This window comes from Prosthecobacter sp. GW821-HT29F12 (assembly GCF_058803405.1).
Genome location: NZ_CM179517.1, coordinates 3,448,993 through 3,465,803, shown reverse-complemented (window position 1 = coordinate 3,465,803; position 16,811 = coordinate 3,448,993). Strand labels below are relative to the sequence as shown.

General features: G+C 59.7%; 19 protein-coding genes. 10 read left to right on the top strand and 9 right to left on the bottom strand.

Annotated elements, in window-relative coordinates; genetic code table 11:
- Positions 1–9: 9 nt before the first annotated feature.
- Positions 10–732 carry a PEP-CTERM sorting domain-containing protein gene (locus tag AC3RLQ_RS14435; RefSeq protein WP_493038209.1) on the bottom strand — a complete coding sequence of 241 codons (723 nt, stop codon included), beginning with the start codon at positions 730–732 and terminating at the stop codon, positions 10–12.
- Positions 733–1,084: 352 nt separating this feature from the next.
- Here AC3RLQ_RS14435 and AC3RLQ_RS14430 point away from each other — a divergent pair, with 352 nt between their 5' ends.
- Positions 1,085–1,750 (top strand): hypothetical protein, encoded by a 666-nt coding sequence (locus AC3RLQ_RS14430; RefSeq protein WP_493038207.1) that lies wholly within the window; start codon positions 1,085–1,087, stop codon positions 1,748–1,750.
- A gap of 3 nt (positions 1,751–1,753) precedes the next feature.
- On the opposite strand, the gene AC3RLQ_RS14425 is transcribed toward AC3RLQ_RS14430, so the two are convergent.
- From AC3RLQ_RS14425 to AC3RLQ_RS14405, 5 genes are all read right to left on the bottom strand, one after another.
- Positions 1,754–2,836, bottom strand: a complete 1,083-nt coding sequence (locus AC3RLQ_RS14425; RefSeq protein WP_493038205.1) for an SAM-dependent methyltransferase — start codon at positions 2,834–2,836, stop codon at positions 1,754–1,756.
- 61 nt (positions 2,837–2,897) lie between these two features.
- Positions 2,898–3,599, bottom strand: a complete 702-nt coding sequence (locus tag AC3RLQ_RS14420) for a response regulator transcription factor (RefSeq protein ID WP_493038203.1) — start codon at positions 3,597–3,599, stop codon at positions 2,898–2,900.
- Positions 3,596–5,005 (bottom strand): PAS domain-containing sensor histidine kinase, encoded by a 1,410-nt coding sequence (locus tag AC3RLQ_RS14415; protein WP_493038201.1) that lies wholly within the window; start codon positions 5,003–5,005, stop codon positions 3,596–3,598. The genes AC3RLQ_RS14420 and AC3RLQ_RS14415 overlap by 4 nt, the downstream gene beginning before the upstream one ends.
- Positions 5,006–5,014: 9 nt before the next feature.
- The gene (locus AC3RLQ_RS14410) at positions 5,015–5,725 is read right to left on the bottom strand and encodes a hypothetical protein (protein WP_493038199.1); all 711 of its coding nucleotides are present in this window, start codon (positions 5,723–5,725) and stop codon (positions 5,015–5,017) included.
- A gap of 246 nt (positions 5,726–5,971) precedes the next feature.
- Positions 5,972–6,325, bottom strand: a complete 354-nt coding sequence (locus tag AC3RLQ_RS14405; RefSeq protein ID WP_493038197.1) for a DUF2934 domain-containing protein — start codon at positions 6,323–6,325, stop codon at positions 5,972–5,974.
- A gap of 200 nt (positions 6,326–6,525) precedes the next feature.
- Here AC3RLQ_RS14405 and AC3RLQ_RS14400 point away from each other — a divergent pair, with 200 nt between their 5' ends.
- Together AC3RLQ_RS14400 and AC3RLQ_RS14395 are read left to right on the top strand one after the other, a co-directional pair.
- On the top strand, positions 6,526–7,593 hold the full coding sequence (locus AC3RLQ_RS14400) for a nucleoid-associated protein (RefSeq protein ID WP_493038195.1): 1,068 nt from the start codon (positions 6,526–6,528) through the stop codon (positions 7,591–7,593).
- Positions 7,594–7,602: 9 nt separating this feature from the next.
- Positions 7,603–7,893, top strand: coding sequence for a translation initiation factor (locus tag AC3RLQ_RS14395; protein WP_493038193.1), 291 nt, complete (start codon positions 7,603–7,605; stop codon positions 7,891–7,893).
- On the opposite strand, the gene AC3RLQ_RS14390 is transcribed toward AC3RLQ_RS14395, so the two are convergent.
- Complete coding sequence (locus tag AC3RLQ_RS14390) at positions 7,894–8,658, bottom strand: class I SAM-dependent methyltransferase (protein WP_493038191.1); 765 nt, start codon at positions 8,656–8,658, stop codon at positions 7,894–7,896.
- A gap of 79 nt (positions 8,659–8,737) precedes the next feature.
- On the opposite strand from AC3RLQ_RS14390, the gene fabV reads away from it, so the two are divergent.
- Positions 8,738–9,931, top strand: a complete 1,194-nt coding sequence (gene fabV, locus AC3RLQ_RS14385; RefSeq protein WP_461524030.1) for an enoyl-ACP reductase FabV — start codon at positions 8,738–8,740, stop codon at positions 9,929–9,931.
- A 9-nt stretch (positions 9,932–9,940) separates the two neighbouring features.
- Positions 9,941–10,528 (top strand): TMEM175 family protein, encoded by a 588-nt coding sequence (locus tag AC3RLQ_RS14380; RefSeq protein ID WP_422315551.1) that lies wholly within the window; start codon positions 9,941–9,943, stop codon positions 10,526–10,528.
- Positions 10,529–10,537: 9 nt separating this feature from the next.
- On the opposite strand, the gene AC3RLQ_RS14375 is transcribed toward AC3RLQ_RS14380, so the two are convergent.
- Positions 10,538–11,791: a lactonase family protein gene (locus AC3RLQ_RS14375; RefSeq protein WP_493038188.1), complete on the bottom strand. Its 1,254-nt coding sequence runs from the start codon at positions 11,789–11,791 to the stop codon at positions 10,538–10,540.
- Positions 11,792–11,803: 12 nt separating this feature from the next.
- Positions 11,804–13,450: a CocE/NonD family hydrolase gene (locus AC3RLQ_RS14370; RefSeq protein ID WP_493038186.1), complete on the bottom strand. Its 1,647-nt coding sequence runs from the start codon at positions 13,448–13,450 to the stop codon at positions 11,804–11,806.
- Positions 13,451–13,641: 191 nt separating this feature from the next.
- Here AC3RLQ_RS14370 and atpD point away from each other — a divergent pair, with 191 nt between their 5' ends.
- The 5 genes from atpD to AC3RLQ_RS14345 are packed head-to-tail and all read left to right on the top strand — an operon-like array spanning position 13,642 to position 16,799.
- Positions 13,642–15,102 carry a F0F1 ATP synthase subunit beta gene (atpD, locus tag AC3RLQ_RS14365; RefSeq protein ID WP_493038184.1) on the top strand — a complete coding sequence of 487 codons (1,461 nt, stop codon included), beginning with the start codon at positions 13,642–13,644 and terminating at the stop codon, positions 15,100–15,102.
- A complete protein-coding gene (locus tag AC3RLQ_RS14360) occupies positions 15,099–15,488 on the top strand; it encodes a F0F1 ATP synthase subunit epsilon (protein ID WP_493038182.1) in 390 nt (129 codons plus the stop codon). Before atpD ends, AC3RLQ_RS14360 begins: the two co-directional genes overlap by 4 nt.
- Positions 15,481–15,834, top strand: a complete 354-nt coding sequence (locus AC3RLQ_RS14355) for an AtpZ/AtpI family protein (RefSeq protein WP_493038180.1) — start codon at positions 15,481–15,483, stop codon at positions 15,832–15,834. The genes AC3RLQ_RS14360 and AC3RLQ_RS14355 overlap by 8 nt, the downstream gene beginning before the upstream one ends.
- A 10-nt stretch (positions 15,835–15,844) precedes the next feature.
- On the top strand, positions 15,845–16,126 hold the full coding sequence (locus tag AC3RLQ_RS14350; protein WP_493038178.1) for an N-ATPase subunit AtpR: 282 nt from the start codon (positions 15,845–15,847) through the stop codon (positions 16,124–16,126).
- Entirely contained in the window at positions 16,110–16,799 is a 690-nt protein-coding gene (locus tag AC3RLQ_RS14345) for a F0F1 ATP synthase subunit A (protein WP_493038176.1), read from the top strand. Before AC3RLQ_RS14350 ends, AC3RLQ_RS14345 begins: the two co-directional genes overlap by 17 nt.
- Positions 16,800–16,811 lie beyond the last annotated feature (12 nt).

The following is a 16,811-nucleotide window of genomic DNA, read 5'->3' as shown; positions in this document are numbered from 1 at the left end:
GGGGTGGCTTTAGAGCAGGGACGGGCGGGTCATGCGGCGGGCGCGGCGAGTCAGATGGGCGGCTGCTGCGGCGAGCAGCAGAAATGCCGAGCCGGGCTCTGGCACCACGGCTGTTTGCAGGCTGAACACGCCTGGGGTCGTGGAATACGTTCCAGGTCCCTGCACGCCGTTGGCCCCGCCAATGATGGCGCTGTTCGCATCGGTCAGCTGCCAGCCGTAAGAATTGCTGCCTGATGGATCTGGAATGACCCAGTTATCGGCCTGATCTCCCACGGGCGAGCCGTCGGTTACCAGCGCCCACTCGCTGCCCGGCACAATGGATTTGGAATTGTAGGCCCAGAGATAAACCGTATCCCCCACGGTGAAGAGATCGGCAGGACTGGCATCAGGTGAATTCGAGGAGCCATCCGGGTTGAAGTCGAAGCCCCCTAAAAAATACTGCCCGACCGGAATCGGCTCCGGATTCCAGCCATTCGCATCCGGATTATACGCGCGATCAAGCACATGCCAGTTGGCCTGCCATTGATCGACGTTCTGATACGTGGGGGTGAAACCGCCCGTAAAAGTCCCTACCTCAAACGAATAAGTGGCATCCAGAGCGTTGCCTGCACTGTCGAAAAGATTGTCGTTAAAGCTGCTGTTCCAATAGACCGAGCTGGCCTGGGCACCGTGGGTCCACGCCAGCGCCACAGCGAGGCAGAGGAGTCTGGGTAGTGTGGAGGTCTTTTTCATCGGGGGTTTTGGGCTGTTGGCGGCGGGGGAAATCGGAGAAACGAGTGCGTCGGGAAGCTTCGGGATAAGGGATGTAATTGAGTTTTAGGTCCTTACATATCACACATATTATAATTATAATAACAACAATGCCAGCAAACAAGTCTGAATTCAGATTTATTTGGAAATCTTGACTGTTTGGGTTTGCCGCTAGTCATGCGCCGCTATGGGAAGGGGCATCTGCTGGCACCCACGTCCCCGCGAGGCTCTTTGGGGCGTATGCCCCGGTGCCTTTGTTCAGCGGTCCCACGCCTGTTCTACCCTTAAGTGCAGAATCTCATGGCGCTGGCCCATGTCGCGGCTAATGGAGCCGATGAAGTTGGAACAAGGCCAGATTTGGAAGCAGGGAGAGAATTACATCCGCATTGTGGAGTGGGCGCGTCTGTCCATCGAGTATAAGGTGATGAAAGACCCCATCTCCAAGCTGGGAACGCTGCACAAAGTCACGAAGAAGGAATTCTGCCGCCTGCTCAAAGGGGCCGTGCTGCTGAAGCCGGACGATCTGCCTTCCGCAGAGGCGCCAGCCGAGGACGAGGACGAGGAAGAATTCTCCGCCGAGCTTGAAAAGGCCATCAGCCAGAGCATTGCAGCGGACCTCCGCTGCATCCTCGATGAAGCCAATGACGGTGATAGCGATTCGGTGCTCGAAGCTCACGCCCGCCTCAAGGACGCTGTCAGCACCACCGATCTCCCATTGCTGCTGGATGCGCTGAAGTCGCCTGACAATAATTTCTGGTCCCGGGAACTCATCGGCGAACTGGTGGCGAAAACGGGCGGTTCTGACTGTCTGGCAGATCTGCTCGAAGCTCTTGCCGCAGGTGTTGCCGAAGGCCATGACAACGATGGCCTGCAGAGCAGCCTCATCATGCTGGCCGAGGGCGAGCCGGAAAAATGCCGTCGGAAGCTGAGCGAACTGCTGGCCGGGCCAAATTTTAAAAATCAAGAGGCTGCCGAGTGGCTCCTGACATTCATCCCATAACCGTCACACCGTCTCAAAGAACAGCGTAAACTCGTGCCGGTTGTAGGTCAGGTGCGTCTGCGCAAACAAACGCAGACCCGCAGCCTTGGACATCGCAACGATGAGACGGAACAGCTCGTTGGGCTCATCCAGTGAATCCACACGCGGCACTTTGAGCGTGAATACAACAAGCCCCCCCGGCTTGAGAAACCGTGACAGCCGGATCACCTGCTCGATGGATTCCTCCGGCGGCCCGTTCATGTCGCACAGCAGCGCGTCATAGGCCGTTCCTGCCTTCGGCTGAAAGGCGGCCACGTCCTCCAGGAAAAACTTCAGCCCGGGCCGGCCATCGAGCCGTTTGTCCAGCGGCGCACGATCAATCGCCGTCACCCGCTGGTTGCGCGCTAGCAGTTCCGACGTCATGCCACCGGGACAGGCCCCCAGCTCAATCCAGTGCGCACCCTCCTTCATCGGCGGCCGGTACAGCAGCAAATAATGCAGCGCCTCGGCGATCTTGGCGCCCGCACGGCTGATCGTGTCCGGTGCATCCTGGTCGATGTATTTGCTGCCGCCGGCGTAGAGCCCGTTCGAGGCACGCGGACTCTGCATGCCGCAAAACAAGCCCTCTTTTCCCACGAGACAAAACAGGGTCTCCGCCGTCGGGTCCTGCTCCTCCACCGTCGCAGCAGCCAGCTTGGGAAACAGTTGCAGCACCCTCCCGCGTAGGTTCGATGCCAGACCTTTATAATACTTGTCCGGAGACGTGGGCTGCAGCGTGCCGATGAAAATCCCCTGCGGTTTGCGTTCGCCAAACTTCTTCAGCAGCGTCTGCGCCGCCTTCTCGATGAAGCCGTCCATTTTCTGCGCATTGCACGGCCAGGTGTGGTCCATCGGCAGATTCCAGCGCGCAAACTTGGCGGCTTCAGACTGGCGGATCGCCGCCGGTGTCGCTGTCTTGATGAGATAATAATCCTGCCCCAGCCGTGTGCTCGATACCGCTCCCATTTGCTTCAGCACAGTGTCGGCGATCCCCCCGAAAATTTCGGGGATGCGCACCAGCCAGGGGCGGGGAGCTGGAGGAGTGGCGGTCGTTTCGCTGTCGGTCATGTCCTCCTGCACTCGCGCCACATTGTCCTGTCTGCAAGCAGAGGAGTGCGGCAGGCTGCGCTCAATCACCGCCTTCGGTGCGGCGTGTCACCCATTCCACCGCAGCACGCACCAGTTCGGGGGCCGTGTGGATGCCGAGCTTCGTTTTGATATGGGACCTATGGGCCTCAACGGTCTTGACGCTGAGCCGCAGATCATGGGCGATCATGCTCGTGCCTCTGCCTTGCCCGAGGAGTTCGAAAATCTCCAGCTCCCGGTCGCTGAGCTTCTCCACAGAGCTTTTGCTGTTGCTCTCCCGGCCCGTCACAAAACTGTTCAGCATCAGCAGGTTTGCCGCAGCGCTGAGATACAATTCGCCACTGAGCACATGCCGGATGGCCGCCACCACCTGGTCCGGCGGGGCCTGCTTCATCAGGTAGCCCCGCGCTCCGGCGCGCAGCGCCCGTTCGGCGTAGAGAGATTCATCGTGCATCGACAGGACCAGCACCGGCAGGTGGGGTTTGAGCACCTTGAGAGATTTCACCAGCTCGATGCCATTGATGTCCTTCAGGGAAATGTCAGCGATCACAAGGTCGAACTCATGGCGCTCCACCAGTCCCAGGGCTTCCGTAGCTGTCTCGGCCTCGCCACAGATGATGATGTCATCCTCATGATCGAGAAGCATCGCGATGCCTTTGCGGAAAATGGGATGATCATCCACGATGAGAATGCGGTGCCGGCAAACTTCCAAAGGAACGGGGTGCTTGGAAGGAGAGGCTTTCATCCGGGGTTCAAAGAAGGAGATTGGATGGATGCCGGCGGTGACTGCTGCCCGACAGCAATCATTGGCAGCACGCAGGATACCCGCGTCCCGTGGTTCTTGCGTCTGCCGATGCTGAAATCCGCCCCGATCACATCCGCACGGTACTTCATCAGGCGCACTCCCATGCCATCGCCCACATGAATGACCTCCGGCATGCCGCACCCGTCATCTGCCACGCTCAAGGAAAGAAGATTATGCCGCAGCCTCAGGCTCAGGGTGATCGAGCGCGCCCCCGAATGCTTCAGCGCATTGGTCACCGCCTCCTGGGCGATGCGATATAAATGCAGCGCCACACTGTTGTCCGTGATGGGGATCATGCGCTCGCAGCGCAGCCGGCATGAGATGCTGCCGTTGCTGCGCGCCGCCAGTTCATGCAGGGCGGAGACCAGGCCTTCGGCATCCATGACCACGGGGTGCAGTCCTTTGGCTATGTCGCGTGAGGCCTCCACGGATTGATGGATCAAAGCCGCCAGCCGTGCGGCCTCCGCCGCCGGCCCCGCGAGATCCTGCGCCTCCAGGGTTTTCGTCAGAGACCGCGCCATCAAGGCCAGCCCGGAGAGCGACTGGCACAGCCCGTCGTGCAGATCCTGTCCCAGCCGGCGCTGCTCCTGTTCGGAGATGTCGATCAGCGCGTTTTCCAGCCTGTTCCGTTCCTCGATCTGCGCCGTCAGTTTCTCATTGGCGGACACCAGCTCCGCCGTGCGTTCTGCCACACGCTGCTCCAGCTCCTTCTTCGTCTGCCGTTGTTCGGTGATGTCCGTGGCCACACCCAGCACCTTGTCGCAAACCCCGGCCTCGTTGAACAGAGGCACCTTCCCCGTGCTGAACCAGCGCACCTGCCCGTCTGCCTGGGTGATTTCTTCCTCAGGAATCTGCAGGGCCTTGCCACTCGACATGACGTCGTGGTCGATTTGCTGAAAATGCGCGATTTGCTCCGGCGTGCGGTTGAAGTCAGCGTCGGTCTTTCCCGCAAGCTTCTCCGCCGTGGTGCCGCAGCTGCGTGCGAGTGCGGCGTTGCCCAGCAAAAATTTCCCCTGACTGTCCTTCACAAAGATCATGCTCGGGGTCGCGTCGATCACCTGGCGCAGAAAGACGCGCTCGCGGTGCAGTTCATCCTCGATCAGGCGGAAATTCCTTTCGCTCTCACTCAGCACTTCGTTGCGCGCTTCGAGCTGCGTGCGGGTTGGTTTCGTCTTCGGCATTTTTTGTGGTCGCGGATCGGCGGGTTTGCCATCGTTCCGCGTGCTGGCACGTGGCGTTGTCGGTGTTCCCGGTTGAGTCTCGCGTGTGCGGGGCACAGCCCTGCTCCGGCGTTTTGCCTGGGCGGGGCCATCCGGCTCGGACTGCCTTGAGGAGGAACGAGGCATGGGGGCAGCCTACTGACTCAGGATTCCGTCTTCAATCTGAATCGTACGGTGCAGGGGCGCTGTATTGGAAGCATGGCTGCTGCTGGGCAGGTGTATTTCCAGCAGGCGTTCCAACCGCTCAGTCTCCTGGCCTTCCTCCATCAGCATGGTCCAGTGCCGTTCGCATCCGCACCAGCGGCAGCAGATTTGCAGTCGTGCCCCGGGTTTGGCATGGGTGCTGATCTTGATCCCGTGCTGCAATGACCAGTGCAGGATTTGCTCCGCCCTCACAGTGCCCAGGCCGGAGATGCTCAGCCGGCCCTGCGCATAGCAGATGCCACGCGGGGCCGCCAGGCAGGTGAACAACGCCAGCCAGCCCATCGAGACAATAAACCAGCCGGACAGCAGGCCGCACAGCCAGCGCTCGGGGGAAACGTACTCACCGCCTGCGGCCCGCCACCCCAGCACGATCAAAACCATGCAGGTCACCAATGCGGAGGCATGGTTGAACTTTTCATGCAGGAGGCGCGTCAGATGTTCATAACGCGCCCGGTGGTAGAGCAGCGGCTCCTCAATCCAGAGGCTGGTCTCGTCGCTGCGCAGCATGGCCGCCGGAGGTTTCAGCATGGGCCTGGGCGGAGCCTGAAGCGGGGCGGCATCCTGCTTCAGCAGACCAGACCGGGAGGTGCTGGAAAACGTAACTCCGGCCAGAAGCCGGGTTGCTGGTAGGGATTTGTTCATGCCGGCCTCCCGCCATCCTAGGCACGCCTTATTCGTTGATACCGCAGTGGTGCCAGTGATGGGCGGACCGGGAGACCAGGCGCACGCTTCCGGTCAGCCTCAAGACCTTTTGGGCCAGTTCAGAACTCGAAATTCTGCCGCTTTCCCGCGGACGTTGCGTGACTGACGTGTCCCCGGTGCGCGTAGCCGTGGCCAGGTCTGGGCGGGCAGGCTCCACCGCCATTTCCTCGATTGTGTAAGTTGCGTTCATGACCATCCTTTCGTTGAGAGTGAGAATTCATTGTCCATGGTATAGCAGGAGATGGCTTCCATCTCCTGCTCCCAAAATTCCTCCAGCCGCTCGGATTCGGCGGGAACAAAGGCCGGCCCCTGGGCGGCATAAATGGACATCAATTCTTTTTCTGCATTCAGCCAGTGCTCGGGTCGCAGATGTGAGCAGCCCTCTTTCTTCCAATGCTTGAAGGCAAGCAGGGCGATTTCTTTGTCGGAGGGATGTGAGCCTTGACTGGAGGTCTCGCTTGATGGGGTGTACACAGGGGCATTCATGGCTTTGAGGGGTAAACGTGAATGAAATGCAAACTGGCGGGTGGCTCCGGCCATTCTGACCATTTCTAAATTCCCCGCAATCGGCTGCGCCCTGCTCGTGGCATCGGGGAAACCCTCAATCATCTGTCATGGCCCAAGGTTGTCCCTTTTGGCAGGCTTGCAGTGGCCTCAAATTTCAACTGCAGGTTTCTTTAATCGGCAGGTTTCTTTAATCCTTTGCGAATCGCATTCCCTTTCTACTCTCCGCGCCCCGCATGTCCGTCAAACTTCGTCTCAATACCGCCACCGCCACCAAAGTCGTCCTCGCCAAGATCGGCAATCCTCTGCGTGAGGAGCCGCTGCAAACCTCCAAGGAGGTTTTTCAGATCGCCGAGGGGGATCAGGAAGCTCTTACCGCACTGTTCCTGAAGCCTTTCAAGGCCTGCATCGCCCACCGCTTCACCCACCATGCCTCGCTCAAGCAGCATGAGGTGAACAATTGCGCCAAAGCCATCTTCGAAGACGAGGATCAGCTGCTGGCCAAGGGCGTTGAGATCGCCCAGCGCCTCTACGCCAAGTCCAATCATCCCAACATCAAGGCCGGCGATCTTTGCATCTCCCTGCTCAAGGAAATCCACATCGAGGGCGAGCTCGTCAACGGCCTCTGCATCCTGAAGAGCGACAGCGTCGTGCCCTTCCTCACCATCACCCCGCGCAACGGTGACCTCCAGCTCAGCACCGAGCACGGCATCAATCCCGACAAGATCGACAAAGGGTGCCTCATCCTCAATTTCTGGGAGGAGAAAGGCTACTACGTCCTCACCTTCGACCGCAGCGGTGGCGACACCCGCTTCTGGGTGCGCGAATTCCTCGGCGTGGAGGCCGTGCCTGACGCCGCCTTCCTGACCAACGCCTACGCCAAGATGGCCGTGTCCTTCCTCGAAGAGCAGCAGCCTGCCAATGACGACACGCCGCCCTGGGAAACCGCCACCGCCGCCAAGGACGCCCTCGAGTACTTCGAAGACCGCGAAAATTTCGACCTCGAAGAGTTCGGTCAAACCGTCCTCAAAAACCCCGACGTCATCGCCAAGTTCGACGAACACCGCGCCCGCATGGAGGAAGAGCAAGGCCAGCCGCTGGAGACCAACTTCGAGATTTCCAAGAAGGACCTCACCAAGGCCAAAAAACGCATCGCCGCCGTCCTCAAGCTCGACACCGGCGTCGAAATCCACTTCAAGCCCGGCAAGAGCGAAAACGACCCTCAGCTTGAGCGTGGTTTCGACGACGACAAGGGCATGAAGTACGTGAAGGTGTTTTATAACAAGGACGTCAGCGCGGGCTAGGCCGCTTCAATGATGGATCCCAAGTCCGACCCCACTTCCCCGCAGCGCCTTTGGAAAATGGGGCGCGTCGTGCTCCAGCGTGAAACCGCGCACCGCGGTGGTAAGACCGTCATTGTGATCAAGGACTTCGCCACGCACCTGCCGCTTTCCGTCATCGAAACGATCGCCAAACGCGTGCGCGCCGCCTGCGGCTGTGGCGGCACGGTGCGTGACAAACGCATCGAGATTCAAGGCGATCAAGCCGCCAAGGTCAGAGCAGTGCTGGAAGCCGAAGGCTTTGAAGTGCGTGGGGTGAAGTGATCACCGCCCTAAGTGCACCCGTGTGTCATACTCAAAGCAGACCTGGCCTGACTCCTGATAAACGTCAAAGATGCGGCGCAGTTCGGCGATCATCTCGTCATGGCGTGGCTGGCCCTCAGCCGGTGCATAAGAACTGGAAAGCAGGCGCCCCTTGAGTCCTTCGAAATCAAAGCGCTGCTCATAGGCAAAGGTGTGCGTGGCATAGTCAACGCGGAAGAATGCACTGAGCGCCGCCGTGGTGACGTTTTCGTGACGAACCTTCGTGTAGTCCGTGCCGAAAGTGATGAGCAGTTGTTCGAACGCTTGCAGGAAAGGCGTGGAGTCGAGTCTGCGCTCATTCCAGATGAGCATGACGTAGCCGCCCGGTTTGAGGATGCGGGTGAACTCCGAGCGGGTCTCCGGCGTGTTGAACCAATGAAAAGCCTGCGCTGCGACGATGAAGTCCACACTGTGCTCCGCCAGCGTGGTGGCCTGCGCACTGGCGCTCACACTGTGGAAATTGGGAAAATGCGCAAGCAGTCGCTCAGCGGCCTCACGCATCTCGCGATTCGGCTCCACGGCATAAACGGCATTGCCAGCGCGCAAAAAGAGCTCTGCAGAAATGCCGGTGCCCGAACCCACATCGGCGATCACGTGTTGAGGTATAAGTCCTGTCTCACGTTGCAGCAGCGGAATGATTTCCGGCGGGTAGCTCGGACGGTAGCGCACGTAGTTCTCCACACGGTCGGAGAAGCGCTGTTCGGGTGTGGATGACGGGGGGTGCATAAGGCCATAATGCCGGAGGTGGGGCGGGAAAACAAGTTGCCAGCACCCTCGCGACTGCTACCGCTGAACTTATCCCACTATGATCGTCGCTCCTAAAATTCGCGGATTCATCTGCACCACCGCACATCCGACCGGCTGTGCCAAACACATCGCTGACCAGATCGCCGTCGTTAAGTCGCGCGGCCCCATCGCCAATGGCCCGAAGAAGGTGCTGGTTGTGGGCTCCTCAACCGGTTACGGCCTGTCCTCGCGCATTGCGGCGGCCTTTGGCTCGGGTGCGGCCACCATGGGCGTGTTTTTTGAAAAACCGGGTGAGGCTGAGCGCTGTGGCACCGCAGGCTGGTACAACTCTGCCGCGTTTGAAAACGAAGCTAAGGCTGCCGGTTTGTATGCCCGCTCCTTCAATGGTGACGCCTTCTCCGATGCGATGAAGACCACGGTCATCGAAGCCATCAAGGCGGATCTCGGGCAGGTGGACTGCGTCATTTACAGCCTCGCCTCACCACGCCGCACGCATCCGAAAACCGGCGAAGTTTTCAAATCCGTGCTCAAGCCGATCGGCTCTGCTTCCTACACCAACAAAAACCTCAACACCGGCAACGGCGTGGTCAATGAAGTGACCATCGACCCGGCGAATGAAGACGAGATCGCTCAGACCGTGGCCGTCATGGGCGGTGAAGACTGGGAGATGTGGATCGACGCGCTGCAAAGCGCCGGCGTGCTCGCCGAAGGCGTGCAGACCGTGGCTTACAGCTACATCGGGCCGGAAGTGACCTGGCCGATTTACAAGAACGGCACCATCGGTCGTGCGAAGGAAGATCTGGAGCGCGTGCAGCGCGTGCTGGACGGCAAGCTGGCCCCGCTCAAAGGCAAGGCCTGGGTTTCGGTGAACAAGGCGCTCGTCACGCAGGCTAGCTCCGCGATTCCCGTGGTACCGCTGTACATCTCGCTGCTCTACAAGGCGATGAAGGCCGAAGGCACGCATGAGGATTGCATCGAGCAGATGGACCGCCTCTTCCGCGAGCGCCTCTACAATGGCAATCCGCAGCCGGATGAAGCCGGACGCATCCGCGTGGACGACTGGGAAATGAAGCCTGCACTGCAGGAGCTTGTGGGCAAACGCTGGGCCGAGGTGAACACCGAGAACCTCGCGGAGCTGGGAGATTTCGAAGGCTACCAGACCAGTTTCCTGCGCCTCTTCGGCTTTGGTCTGGAAGGCGTGGACTACAATGCCGAGGTGGACGTCAGCATTGGCGTGCCATCACTGGCGTAAAACATTCCCATGGAATCGAACCGGCTTGAAGCTTTCAGTGATGGCGTGCTGGCCATCATCATCACCATCATGGTGCTGGAGTTGAAGGTGCCGCATGGCGCCGATCTGGAAGCGCTCAAGCCGCTGCTGCCGGTGTTTCTCAGCTACGTGCTGAGTTTCATCTATGTGGGCATTTATTGGAACAACCACCACCATCTGCTGAAGGCCTGCCGCAAGGTCACGGGCCCCATCATGTGGGCGAATCTGCATCTGCTCTTCTGGCTCTCGCTGTTTCCCTTTGCCACAGGATGGATGGGGGAAAACCACATCGCTGCGCTGCCGACAGCGCTGTATGGCGGGGTGCTGCTCTGTGCTGCCATCGCCTACTTCATTTTGCAAAACTGCATCCTGAAGAATGAAGGCAGCAACTCGAAACTCGCCATAGCATTGGGAAACGATTACAAAGGCAAGCTGTCGCCTTTGTTCTACCTCGCGGCCATTCCAGCCGCGTTTTACCACTCGTGGATTTCCGCCTGCCTTTACGTTTGCGTGGCTCTCATGTGGCTGATCCCCGACCGCCGCATTGAACGTGCGGTGGCCGAGGATGGTGCAGCGTGATTGTCTGAATCAGCCGCCTTTTGCCAGATCCAGAAACACGATGCTCGAAGGATTGCCAACGGCGGCGTAGTGGCCGGTGAAGTTTAAGGCACCGGTTTTGCGATCGACGCGGAACACCGCGACGTTGTCGCCGCGCTGGTTGAGGCTGTAGAAGAACTCGCCGGTGGGGTCGAAGTTGAAGCTGCGCGGGTAGTCGCCGTGGGTCCACTCCTCGGTGACGAAGGTGAGGGTGCCGTCTTTGCCGACGGCAAAAATGCCGATGCTGTCGTGCAGACGATTGCCGGCATAGACGAAGCGGCCATCGGCAGAGACGAGGATCTCGGAGCAGAAGTTGCTGCCGGCAAATCCGGGTGGCAGGCTTGAGATCGTCTGGCGTGAGGTGAGGCGGCCTTTCTCAGGGTCGTAATCAAGCAGCACGATGTTGGAGCCCTCCTCCTGCAGGGAGTAGAGCCAGCGGTTGTTGGGATGAAAGGCAAAGTGGCGTGGGCCATCTCCCGGAGGAAAGGTGACATGGGGAGGATCGTTCGGCGTGAGCGTGCCTTTTTGGTCGTCAAACTTCCACACGAGGATTTGATCCAGGCCGAGATCCACAGACAGCACAAAGCGCCCTGAAGCATCAGACGCGATCATGTGCGAATGCGTTCCATCATGGCCGCTGAAGGCGAAGCTGCCGGGAGGTGCATTCGTAGCTTTCTTCGGCCCGATGGTTCCGGCATCCTGCTTGAAGTCCGTGGCTTCACCCAGACTACCATCAGGCTTGATTGGAAGCACGGACATCGAGCCACCAAAGTAATTCGCCACCAGCAGAAAGCGTCCGGAGGGATGAAGGCTCACATAGGTGGGTCCTTTGCCGCCGGAACTGACGGTGTTCATCAGCGTCAGCTGACCGTCCTTGGGATTGATGGCAAAGGCGCTGACGGAGCCTGCTTCGTTGTCACCCTGATGGTCGGTTTCATTCGTTGAATACATGACTGTCCTGGCGGCATTGAAGGTGAGGCAGTTGGGACTCACGCCAGTTTTGTACAGACCGCAGGGTGTCATGGCACCGGTGCTGCGGTTCACTTCAAAGATATGGATGCCCTGGCCGTTTCCCGGTGGCAGATCCACCTGGGTGGCCTTCATGTTTTGCAGCGGTGAAGTGAAGGTGCCGACGTAGGCGATCAGGGGTGCCTGATCTTTGGCCTGAACGGAGAGAGCCGCACCGGCGGTGAGTGCGGTGCTCAGAAAGGAACGGCGTGAAATGGATTGGAGGTGGGATTGCATGAGAAATGGGAATTACTTGAGGACCGGCAGAATCACACGTGAGGCATGTGTGGCATCATGCCAGATGGTGTTGATGGCAGGCACACCGGGTTCGGTGATGAAATGGCTGATGGGGGCGCCGGTCTGCGGATTCGGCTCATAATAGGGGGCACCAGTGCTGGCGATGGTGATGCGGATGCGGTGGCCTTTGTTGAAGATGATGCTGGTCCAGCCGATGTCCCAGGAGAGCTTGGCGACCTCACCCGGCACGAGCAGCTTCTGATGATCAAAGCCCTCGCGATAGCGTGCGCGCAACGGGTAGTCCACGAGCAGGATGGAGCGGCCATCGGGATATACATCGGTCACGCGCAGGAAGAAGTCGGTGTCCTTGGCGGTGGATGACACGAAGACTTCGGCCTTGATGCGTCCGGTGACTTCGAGCGGCTTGGTCAGCACCTCACTGGTCCAGGTGCGCACTTCGGCCTGTTCTTCAAAGGCTCGCGCATCCTTGGCACCGGGAAAGCCAGCGTAAGGCAGGCTCATGGGATGCGCAGGATCGCTGAGATACGAGGTGCTGGCTTTCTCATTCGAGGGTTTCGCGGCGGCGAGTTTGCCGTCGGATTGCAGGAACCAGTCGGCGGCCTTGCTGGCAGGCGGGAAGTCTTTTTCCTCACGCCACACATTGCCGGGAGCGCCTTCTTCACCGACGGCGCCCATCACGTAGTATTTCACGGTGGTATCCTTTTCGACGCCGTTGTTTTCGCCTTTGAGGTAATGATTGAACCACTTCGTCATGTGCGCATAGACATCGAACATGGCGTTCTCGGGGAAGAGAAGGTCGCCGATCTTGTTCGACTTTGGATAGCCGCCATGCAGCCATGGGCCGATGATGAGCTGTTGCTGGCCGCGTGAATTGGGGCCGCCATGCTGATTGCGCCCGATGAAGCTGGCCACGCTGCCCTGGCACATGAAATCAAACCAGCTGCCGATGGTGAAGCAGGGGTAGTTCATCTTGCCGAAATGCAGGGAGGCGTCTTCGTCCTTCCAGAAATCGTCATAGTCGGGGTGCTGGTCCCATTCACGCAGCATGGCTTCGTTGTCCTTGATGTCGCGTGCCACAGAGCCGCCCTTGATGAAGCGCTGCGGCTTGGTAGCACCGCCGATGCGGTAGCCTTCCTGATAGAGGCTCAGGCCCGTGTCGGTCATGTACTGCGCCACGAGATGCGGCGGTTGGGTGACGGCGAGGTAGTTCTGGGCATAACCCGCCTGCGAGCCGCCATAGGTGCCGATTTTGCCGGTGCACCAAGGTTGGGCGGCCAGCCACTCACACACGTCATAGCCATCGCGCAGCGGCCCCCATTGCAGGCCACGGTAGCCACGATAAACGCCTTCGCTCTCATGGGTGCCGCGGTAATTTACGAGAGCGATTACAAAGCCGCCTTCCGCGAACTTGGCGGCAGCCTTGCGCGATCCGGCGCTGCTGATGTCTGCATAGCGCTGCTCAAAGATGGCGGGAAATTTGCCCTCGCCCGGCGGGAAGAACACATAGGCCGAGAGGCGCTTGCCATCGCGCATCGGGATCATGAGATGCTCTTCACGGACGGGGCCGAAATCGAGCTTGGCGGGAGTGGCGGCGTGCAGGGAGACACAGGCGGCGAAGAATAGGAGAACGTGGCGCATTGGATCTCTACGGCATGAACGGGCGGCACGTTTCATGCACCTGCGTGGACAGGAGATGAATGAACACTGGCGCACACGAGCATTGGATAGGCTGAAGGCCTAGCTTGCAGGCATGAAATGAGCAGGACACCCCATTGCATGCACGCCCACGGGCCACATGTTAGGCGTTCAGACGAGGAACAAAGAACACGATGAGCGCGCTGAGCTTGGACCTTCAATCAAAACACGACGTTGAACCCGCGTCAGTGAACCTGGGCGTTGTCGTCTCGGTGAGGGGGAGCGTGGTGGACGTGCGGTTCGAGCACCATCTGCCGCAGATTCATTCGGTGCTGCATGCGGGTGGCAAGGAAGAGATCATCATTGAAGTGCTGATGCAGCGGGACGCACGGCATGTGCGCGGCATCGCCCTGACGCCGACGCAGGGGCTGGCGCGCGGCATGGAGGTGAAAGATACGGGAGGGCCGCTGAAGGCACCGGTGGGCAAAGGCCTGCTGTCGCGCATGTTCGATGTGTTTGGCAATGTGATCGACCGCCAGGCCCCCCTGGCCGATGTGCAGTGGCGTTCAGTGCATCGTGCACCGCCTACGCTGGCACGGCGCTCCACGAAGTCCGAAATTTTTGAGACCGGGATCAAGGTGATCGATGTGCTGGTGCCGCTGGAGCGCGGCGGCAAGGCGGGGCTCTTTGGCGGAGCAGGTGTGGGCAAGACGGTGCTGCTCACCGAAATGATCCACAACATGGTCGGTCATCAGGAAGGCGTGAGCATCTTCTGCGGCATCGGCGAACGCTGCCGTGAAGGCGAGGAGCTCTACCGCGACATGAAGGACGCCGGCGTGCTGCCCAACATGGTGATGGTGTTCGGGCAGATGAACGAGCCGCCGGGCAGCCGCTTCCGCGTGGGCCATGCGGCGCTGACGATGGCCGAGTATTTCCGTGATGACGAGCACAGGGATGTACTGTTGCTCATGGACAACATTTTTCGCTTCATCCAGGCCGGCATGGAGGTGTCCGGTCTGATGGGCCAGATGCCTTCGCGTCTTGGTTACCAGCCCACCATGGGCACGGAGCTGTCGGGACTGGAGGAGCGCATCGCGAATACGGACACGGGTGCCATCACATCAATCCAAGCCGTTTACGTGCCTGCGGATGACTTTACCGATCCGGCGGCGGTGCATACCTTCTCGCATCTTTCCGCATCCGTCGTGCTTTCGCGCAAGCGAGCCAGCGAAGGGCTGTTTCCGGCCATCGACCCATTGCAGTCGAGTTCCAAGATGGCCACGCCCGGCATCGTGGGAGAGCGGCACTACCAGCTCGCGCAGGAGATCCGCCGCACGCTCGCTCAGTACGCAGATCTGAAAGACATCATCGCGATGCTGGGCCTGGAGCAGCTCTCCCCGGAAGATCGCAATGTGGTGGCGCGTGCGCGTCGGCTGGAGCGTTTCCTGACGCAGCCGTTTTTCACAACCGAGCAGTTCACCGGCCACACGGGCAGGCTTGTAAGCCTGGCAGATGCGCTGGACGGTTGTGAGCGCATCTTGAATGACGAGTTCAAAGAGTACCCTGAGAGCGCGCTCTACATGATTGGCTCGATCGATGAGGCAAAAGAGAAGCTCAAAACTCAGCCGGAGGCGAAGCCCGAGCACGCCGCATGAATCTGAAAGTCCTGCTGCCATTCCAGATTTTCGCCGACAAAAGCGGCGTGAAGCGCATCGTTGCCGAAACTCGGGAGGGATCGTTTGGGCTGCTCCCGCTGCGGCAGGACTGCGTCACGGCGTTGTCGCCGGGCATCCTGGTTTATGAGACGGAGGCAGAGGGTGAAGTTTATCTGGCCGTGGATGAGGGGGTGCTGGTGAAGACCGGGCCTGACGTGCTGGTGTCTGTGCGCCGTGCGATGTCAGGGAAAGATCTGGGGCGGCTGCGCGATTCGGTGGAGCAGGAGTTTTTGGAACTGGATGAAGATGAGCGCAACGCCCGCTCCGTCATGGCGAAATTAGAAACGGGATTCCTGCGGCGTTTTGCCAATTTCAAGCATGCGTGAGAAACCTCCAGTGGCCGACGCCAAGGGCGAACCTACGCTGGCCGAGCAGGTCGGAGCGAAGGCAACGCGGAAGCTCAAGGCACGGCGCCATTCCATCTCGCCGGTATGGTTTGGCCTGGGCATGATGGGCCTCGTAGGCTGGTCGGTGGTGGTGCCAACATTGCTGGGCGCAGCGCTCGGGAGGTGGCTGGACAAACATTACCCAGGCCCGCATTCATGGACACTGGCGCTGCTGGTGGCCGGACTGGTGCTCGGATGTGTGAACGCCTGGCACTGGATCGACAAGGAAGACAAGGCCATGGGAGAGGAGCAGAAGAAAAAGGAGGAAGAAGACAATGAGCAATGACCCATTTCCCATGATGCTGAGCTTTGCCGCCGGACTGATTCTTGGCGCGATCTTTTTTGGCGGCCTGTGGTGGACGATTCGCAAAGGCCTGGGCTCGCCACGGCCCGCCTTGCTGTTTCTAGGCAGCGCGGTGCTGCGCATGAGCGTGGTCGTGGCTGGATTCTATCTTGTCTCCAATGGTCAATGGCAGCGCCTTCTGGCCTGCCTCATGGGTTTCATCATCGCGCGTCTGGCCGTGACCTGGCTGACGCGCAACCAACAGAAGGAGAAGCGTCATGCGTCTGAGTCCTGATGAAATGATTTTCTGGCAGCACGGCTGGTTCAAGCTGAACGGCACCATTGTGTTCACCTGGGGCATCATGCTGCTGCTGGCGGTGGGGGCGAAGCTCATCACGCGCAATCTGACCACGGAGCATGAGCGCTCGCGCTGGCAGAATCTGCTGGAGATCATCGTCACGGCCATGCAGCAGCAGATCAAGGACGTGGGGCTGCGGCAGCCGGAGAAGTTCATTGGCTTTCTCGGCACCTTGTTCCTGTTCGTGGCCACCGCCGCTCTGTGCACGGTCATTCCCGGCTATGAGCCACCCACGGGATCGCTTTCCACCACGGCGGCGCTGGCGGTGTGCGTGCTGATTGCGGTGCCGATGTATGGCATCGCGGATCAAGGGGTGGGCGGCTATCTGAAATCGTATCTGGAGCCCACGTTCATCATGCTGCCGTTTAATCTCATCAGCGAGGTCTCGCGCACACTGGCGCTCGCCGTCCGGTTGTTCGGCAACATGATGAGCGGCGCGATGATCCTGGCCATCCTGCTGACGATCACCCCCTTCCTCTTTCCCATTCTGATGATCCTGCTGGGCCTGCTCACGGGCATGGTGCAGGCCTACATTTTCAGCATTCTCGCCGCCGTGTACATCGCCGCGGCGATGCGCACTCACGAAACCAAGGAACCCGTCAAAACCTAACTACTCAAACAC

What these genes read in the sequence shown, in the direction of transcription:
- fabV (WP_461524030.1), top strand. Translation starts at nt 8,738, where the DNA reads ATGATCGTCGCTCCTAAAATTCGCGGATTCATCTGCACCACCGCACAT.
- AC3RLQ_RS14345 (WP_493038176.1), top strand. Translation starts at nt 16,110, where the DNA reads ATGCGTCTGAGTCCTGATGAAATGATTTTCTGGCAGCACGGCTGGTTC.
- atpD (WP_493038184.1), top strand. Translation starts at nt 13,642, where the DNA reads ATGAGCGCGCTGAGCTTGGACCTTCAATCAAAACACGACGTTGAACCC.
- AC3RLQ_RS14395 (WP_493038193.1), top strand. Translation starts at nt 7,603, where the DNA reads ATGATGGATCCCAAGTCCGACCCCACTTCCCCGCAGCGCCTTTGGAAA.
- AC3RLQ_RS14425 (WP_493038205.1), bottom strand. Translation starts at nt 2,836, where the DNA reads ATGACCGACAGCGAAACGACCGCCACTCCTCCAGCTCCCCGCCCCTGG.
- AC3RLQ_RS14415 (WP_493038201.1), bottom strand. Translation starts at nt 5,005, where the DNA reads ATGCCTCGTTCCTCCTCAAGGCAGTCCGAGCCGGATGGCCCCGCCCAG.
- AC3RLQ_RS14355 (WP_493038180.1), top strand. Translation starts at nt 15,481, where the DNA reads ATGCGTGAGAAACCTCCAGTGGCCGACGCCAAGGGCGAACCTACGCTG.
- AC3RLQ_RS14380 (WP_422315551.1), top strand. Translation starts at nt 9,941, where the DNA reads ATGGAATCGAACCGGCTTGAAGCTTTCAGTGATGGCGTGCTGGCCATC.
- AC3RLQ_RS14410 (WP_493038199.1), bottom strand. Translation starts at nt 5,725, where the DNA reads ATGAACAAATCCCTACCAGCAACCCGGCTTCTGGCCGGAGTTACGTTT.
- AC3RLQ_RS14400 (WP_493038195.1), top strand. Translation starts at nt 6,526, where the DNA reads ATGTCCGTCAAACTTCGTCTCAATACCGCCACCGCCACCAAAGTCGTC.
- AC3RLQ_RS14370 (WP_493038186.1), bottom strand. Translation starts at nt 13,450, where the DNA reads ATGCGCCACGTTCTCCTATTCTTCGCCGCCTGTGTCTCCCTGCACGCC.
- AC3RLQ_RS14375 (WP_493038188.1), bottom strand. Translation starts at nt 11,791, where the DNA reads ATGCAATCCCACCTCCAATCCATTTCACGCCGTTCCTTTCTGAGCACC.
- AC3RLQ_RS14350 (WP_493038178.1), top strand. Translation starts at nt 15,845, where the DNA reads ATGATGCTGAGCTTTGCCGCCGGACTGATTCTTGGCGCGATCTTTTTT.
- AC3RLQ_RS14360 (WP_493038182.1), top strand. Translation starts at nt 15,099, where the DNA reads ATGAATCTGAAAGTCCTGCTGCCATTCCAGATTTTCGCCGACAAAAGC.
- AC3RLQ_RS14430 (WP_493038207.1), top strand. Translation starts at nt 1,085, where the DNA reads ATGAAGTTGGAACAAGGCCAGATTTGGAAGCAGGGAGAGAATTACATC.
- AC3RLQ_RS14420 (WP_493038203.1), bottom strand. Translation starts at nt 3,599, where the DNA reads ATGAAAGCCTCTCCTTCCAAGCACCCCGTTCCTTTGGAAGTTTGCCGG.
- AC3RLQ_RS14390 (WP_493038191.1), bottom strand. Translation starts at nt 8,658, where the DNA reads ATGCACCCCCCGTCATCCACACCCGAACAGCGCTTCTCCGACCGTGTG.
- AC3RLQ_RS14405 (WP_493038197.1), bottom strand. Translation starts at nt 6,325, where the DNA reads ATGGCCGGAGCCACCCGCCAGTTTGCATTTCATTCACGTTTACCCCTC.
- AC3RLQ_RS14435 (WP_493038209.1), bottom strand. Translation starts at nt 732, where the DNA reads ATGAAAAAGACCTCCACACTACCCAGACTCCTCTGCCTCGCTGTGGCG.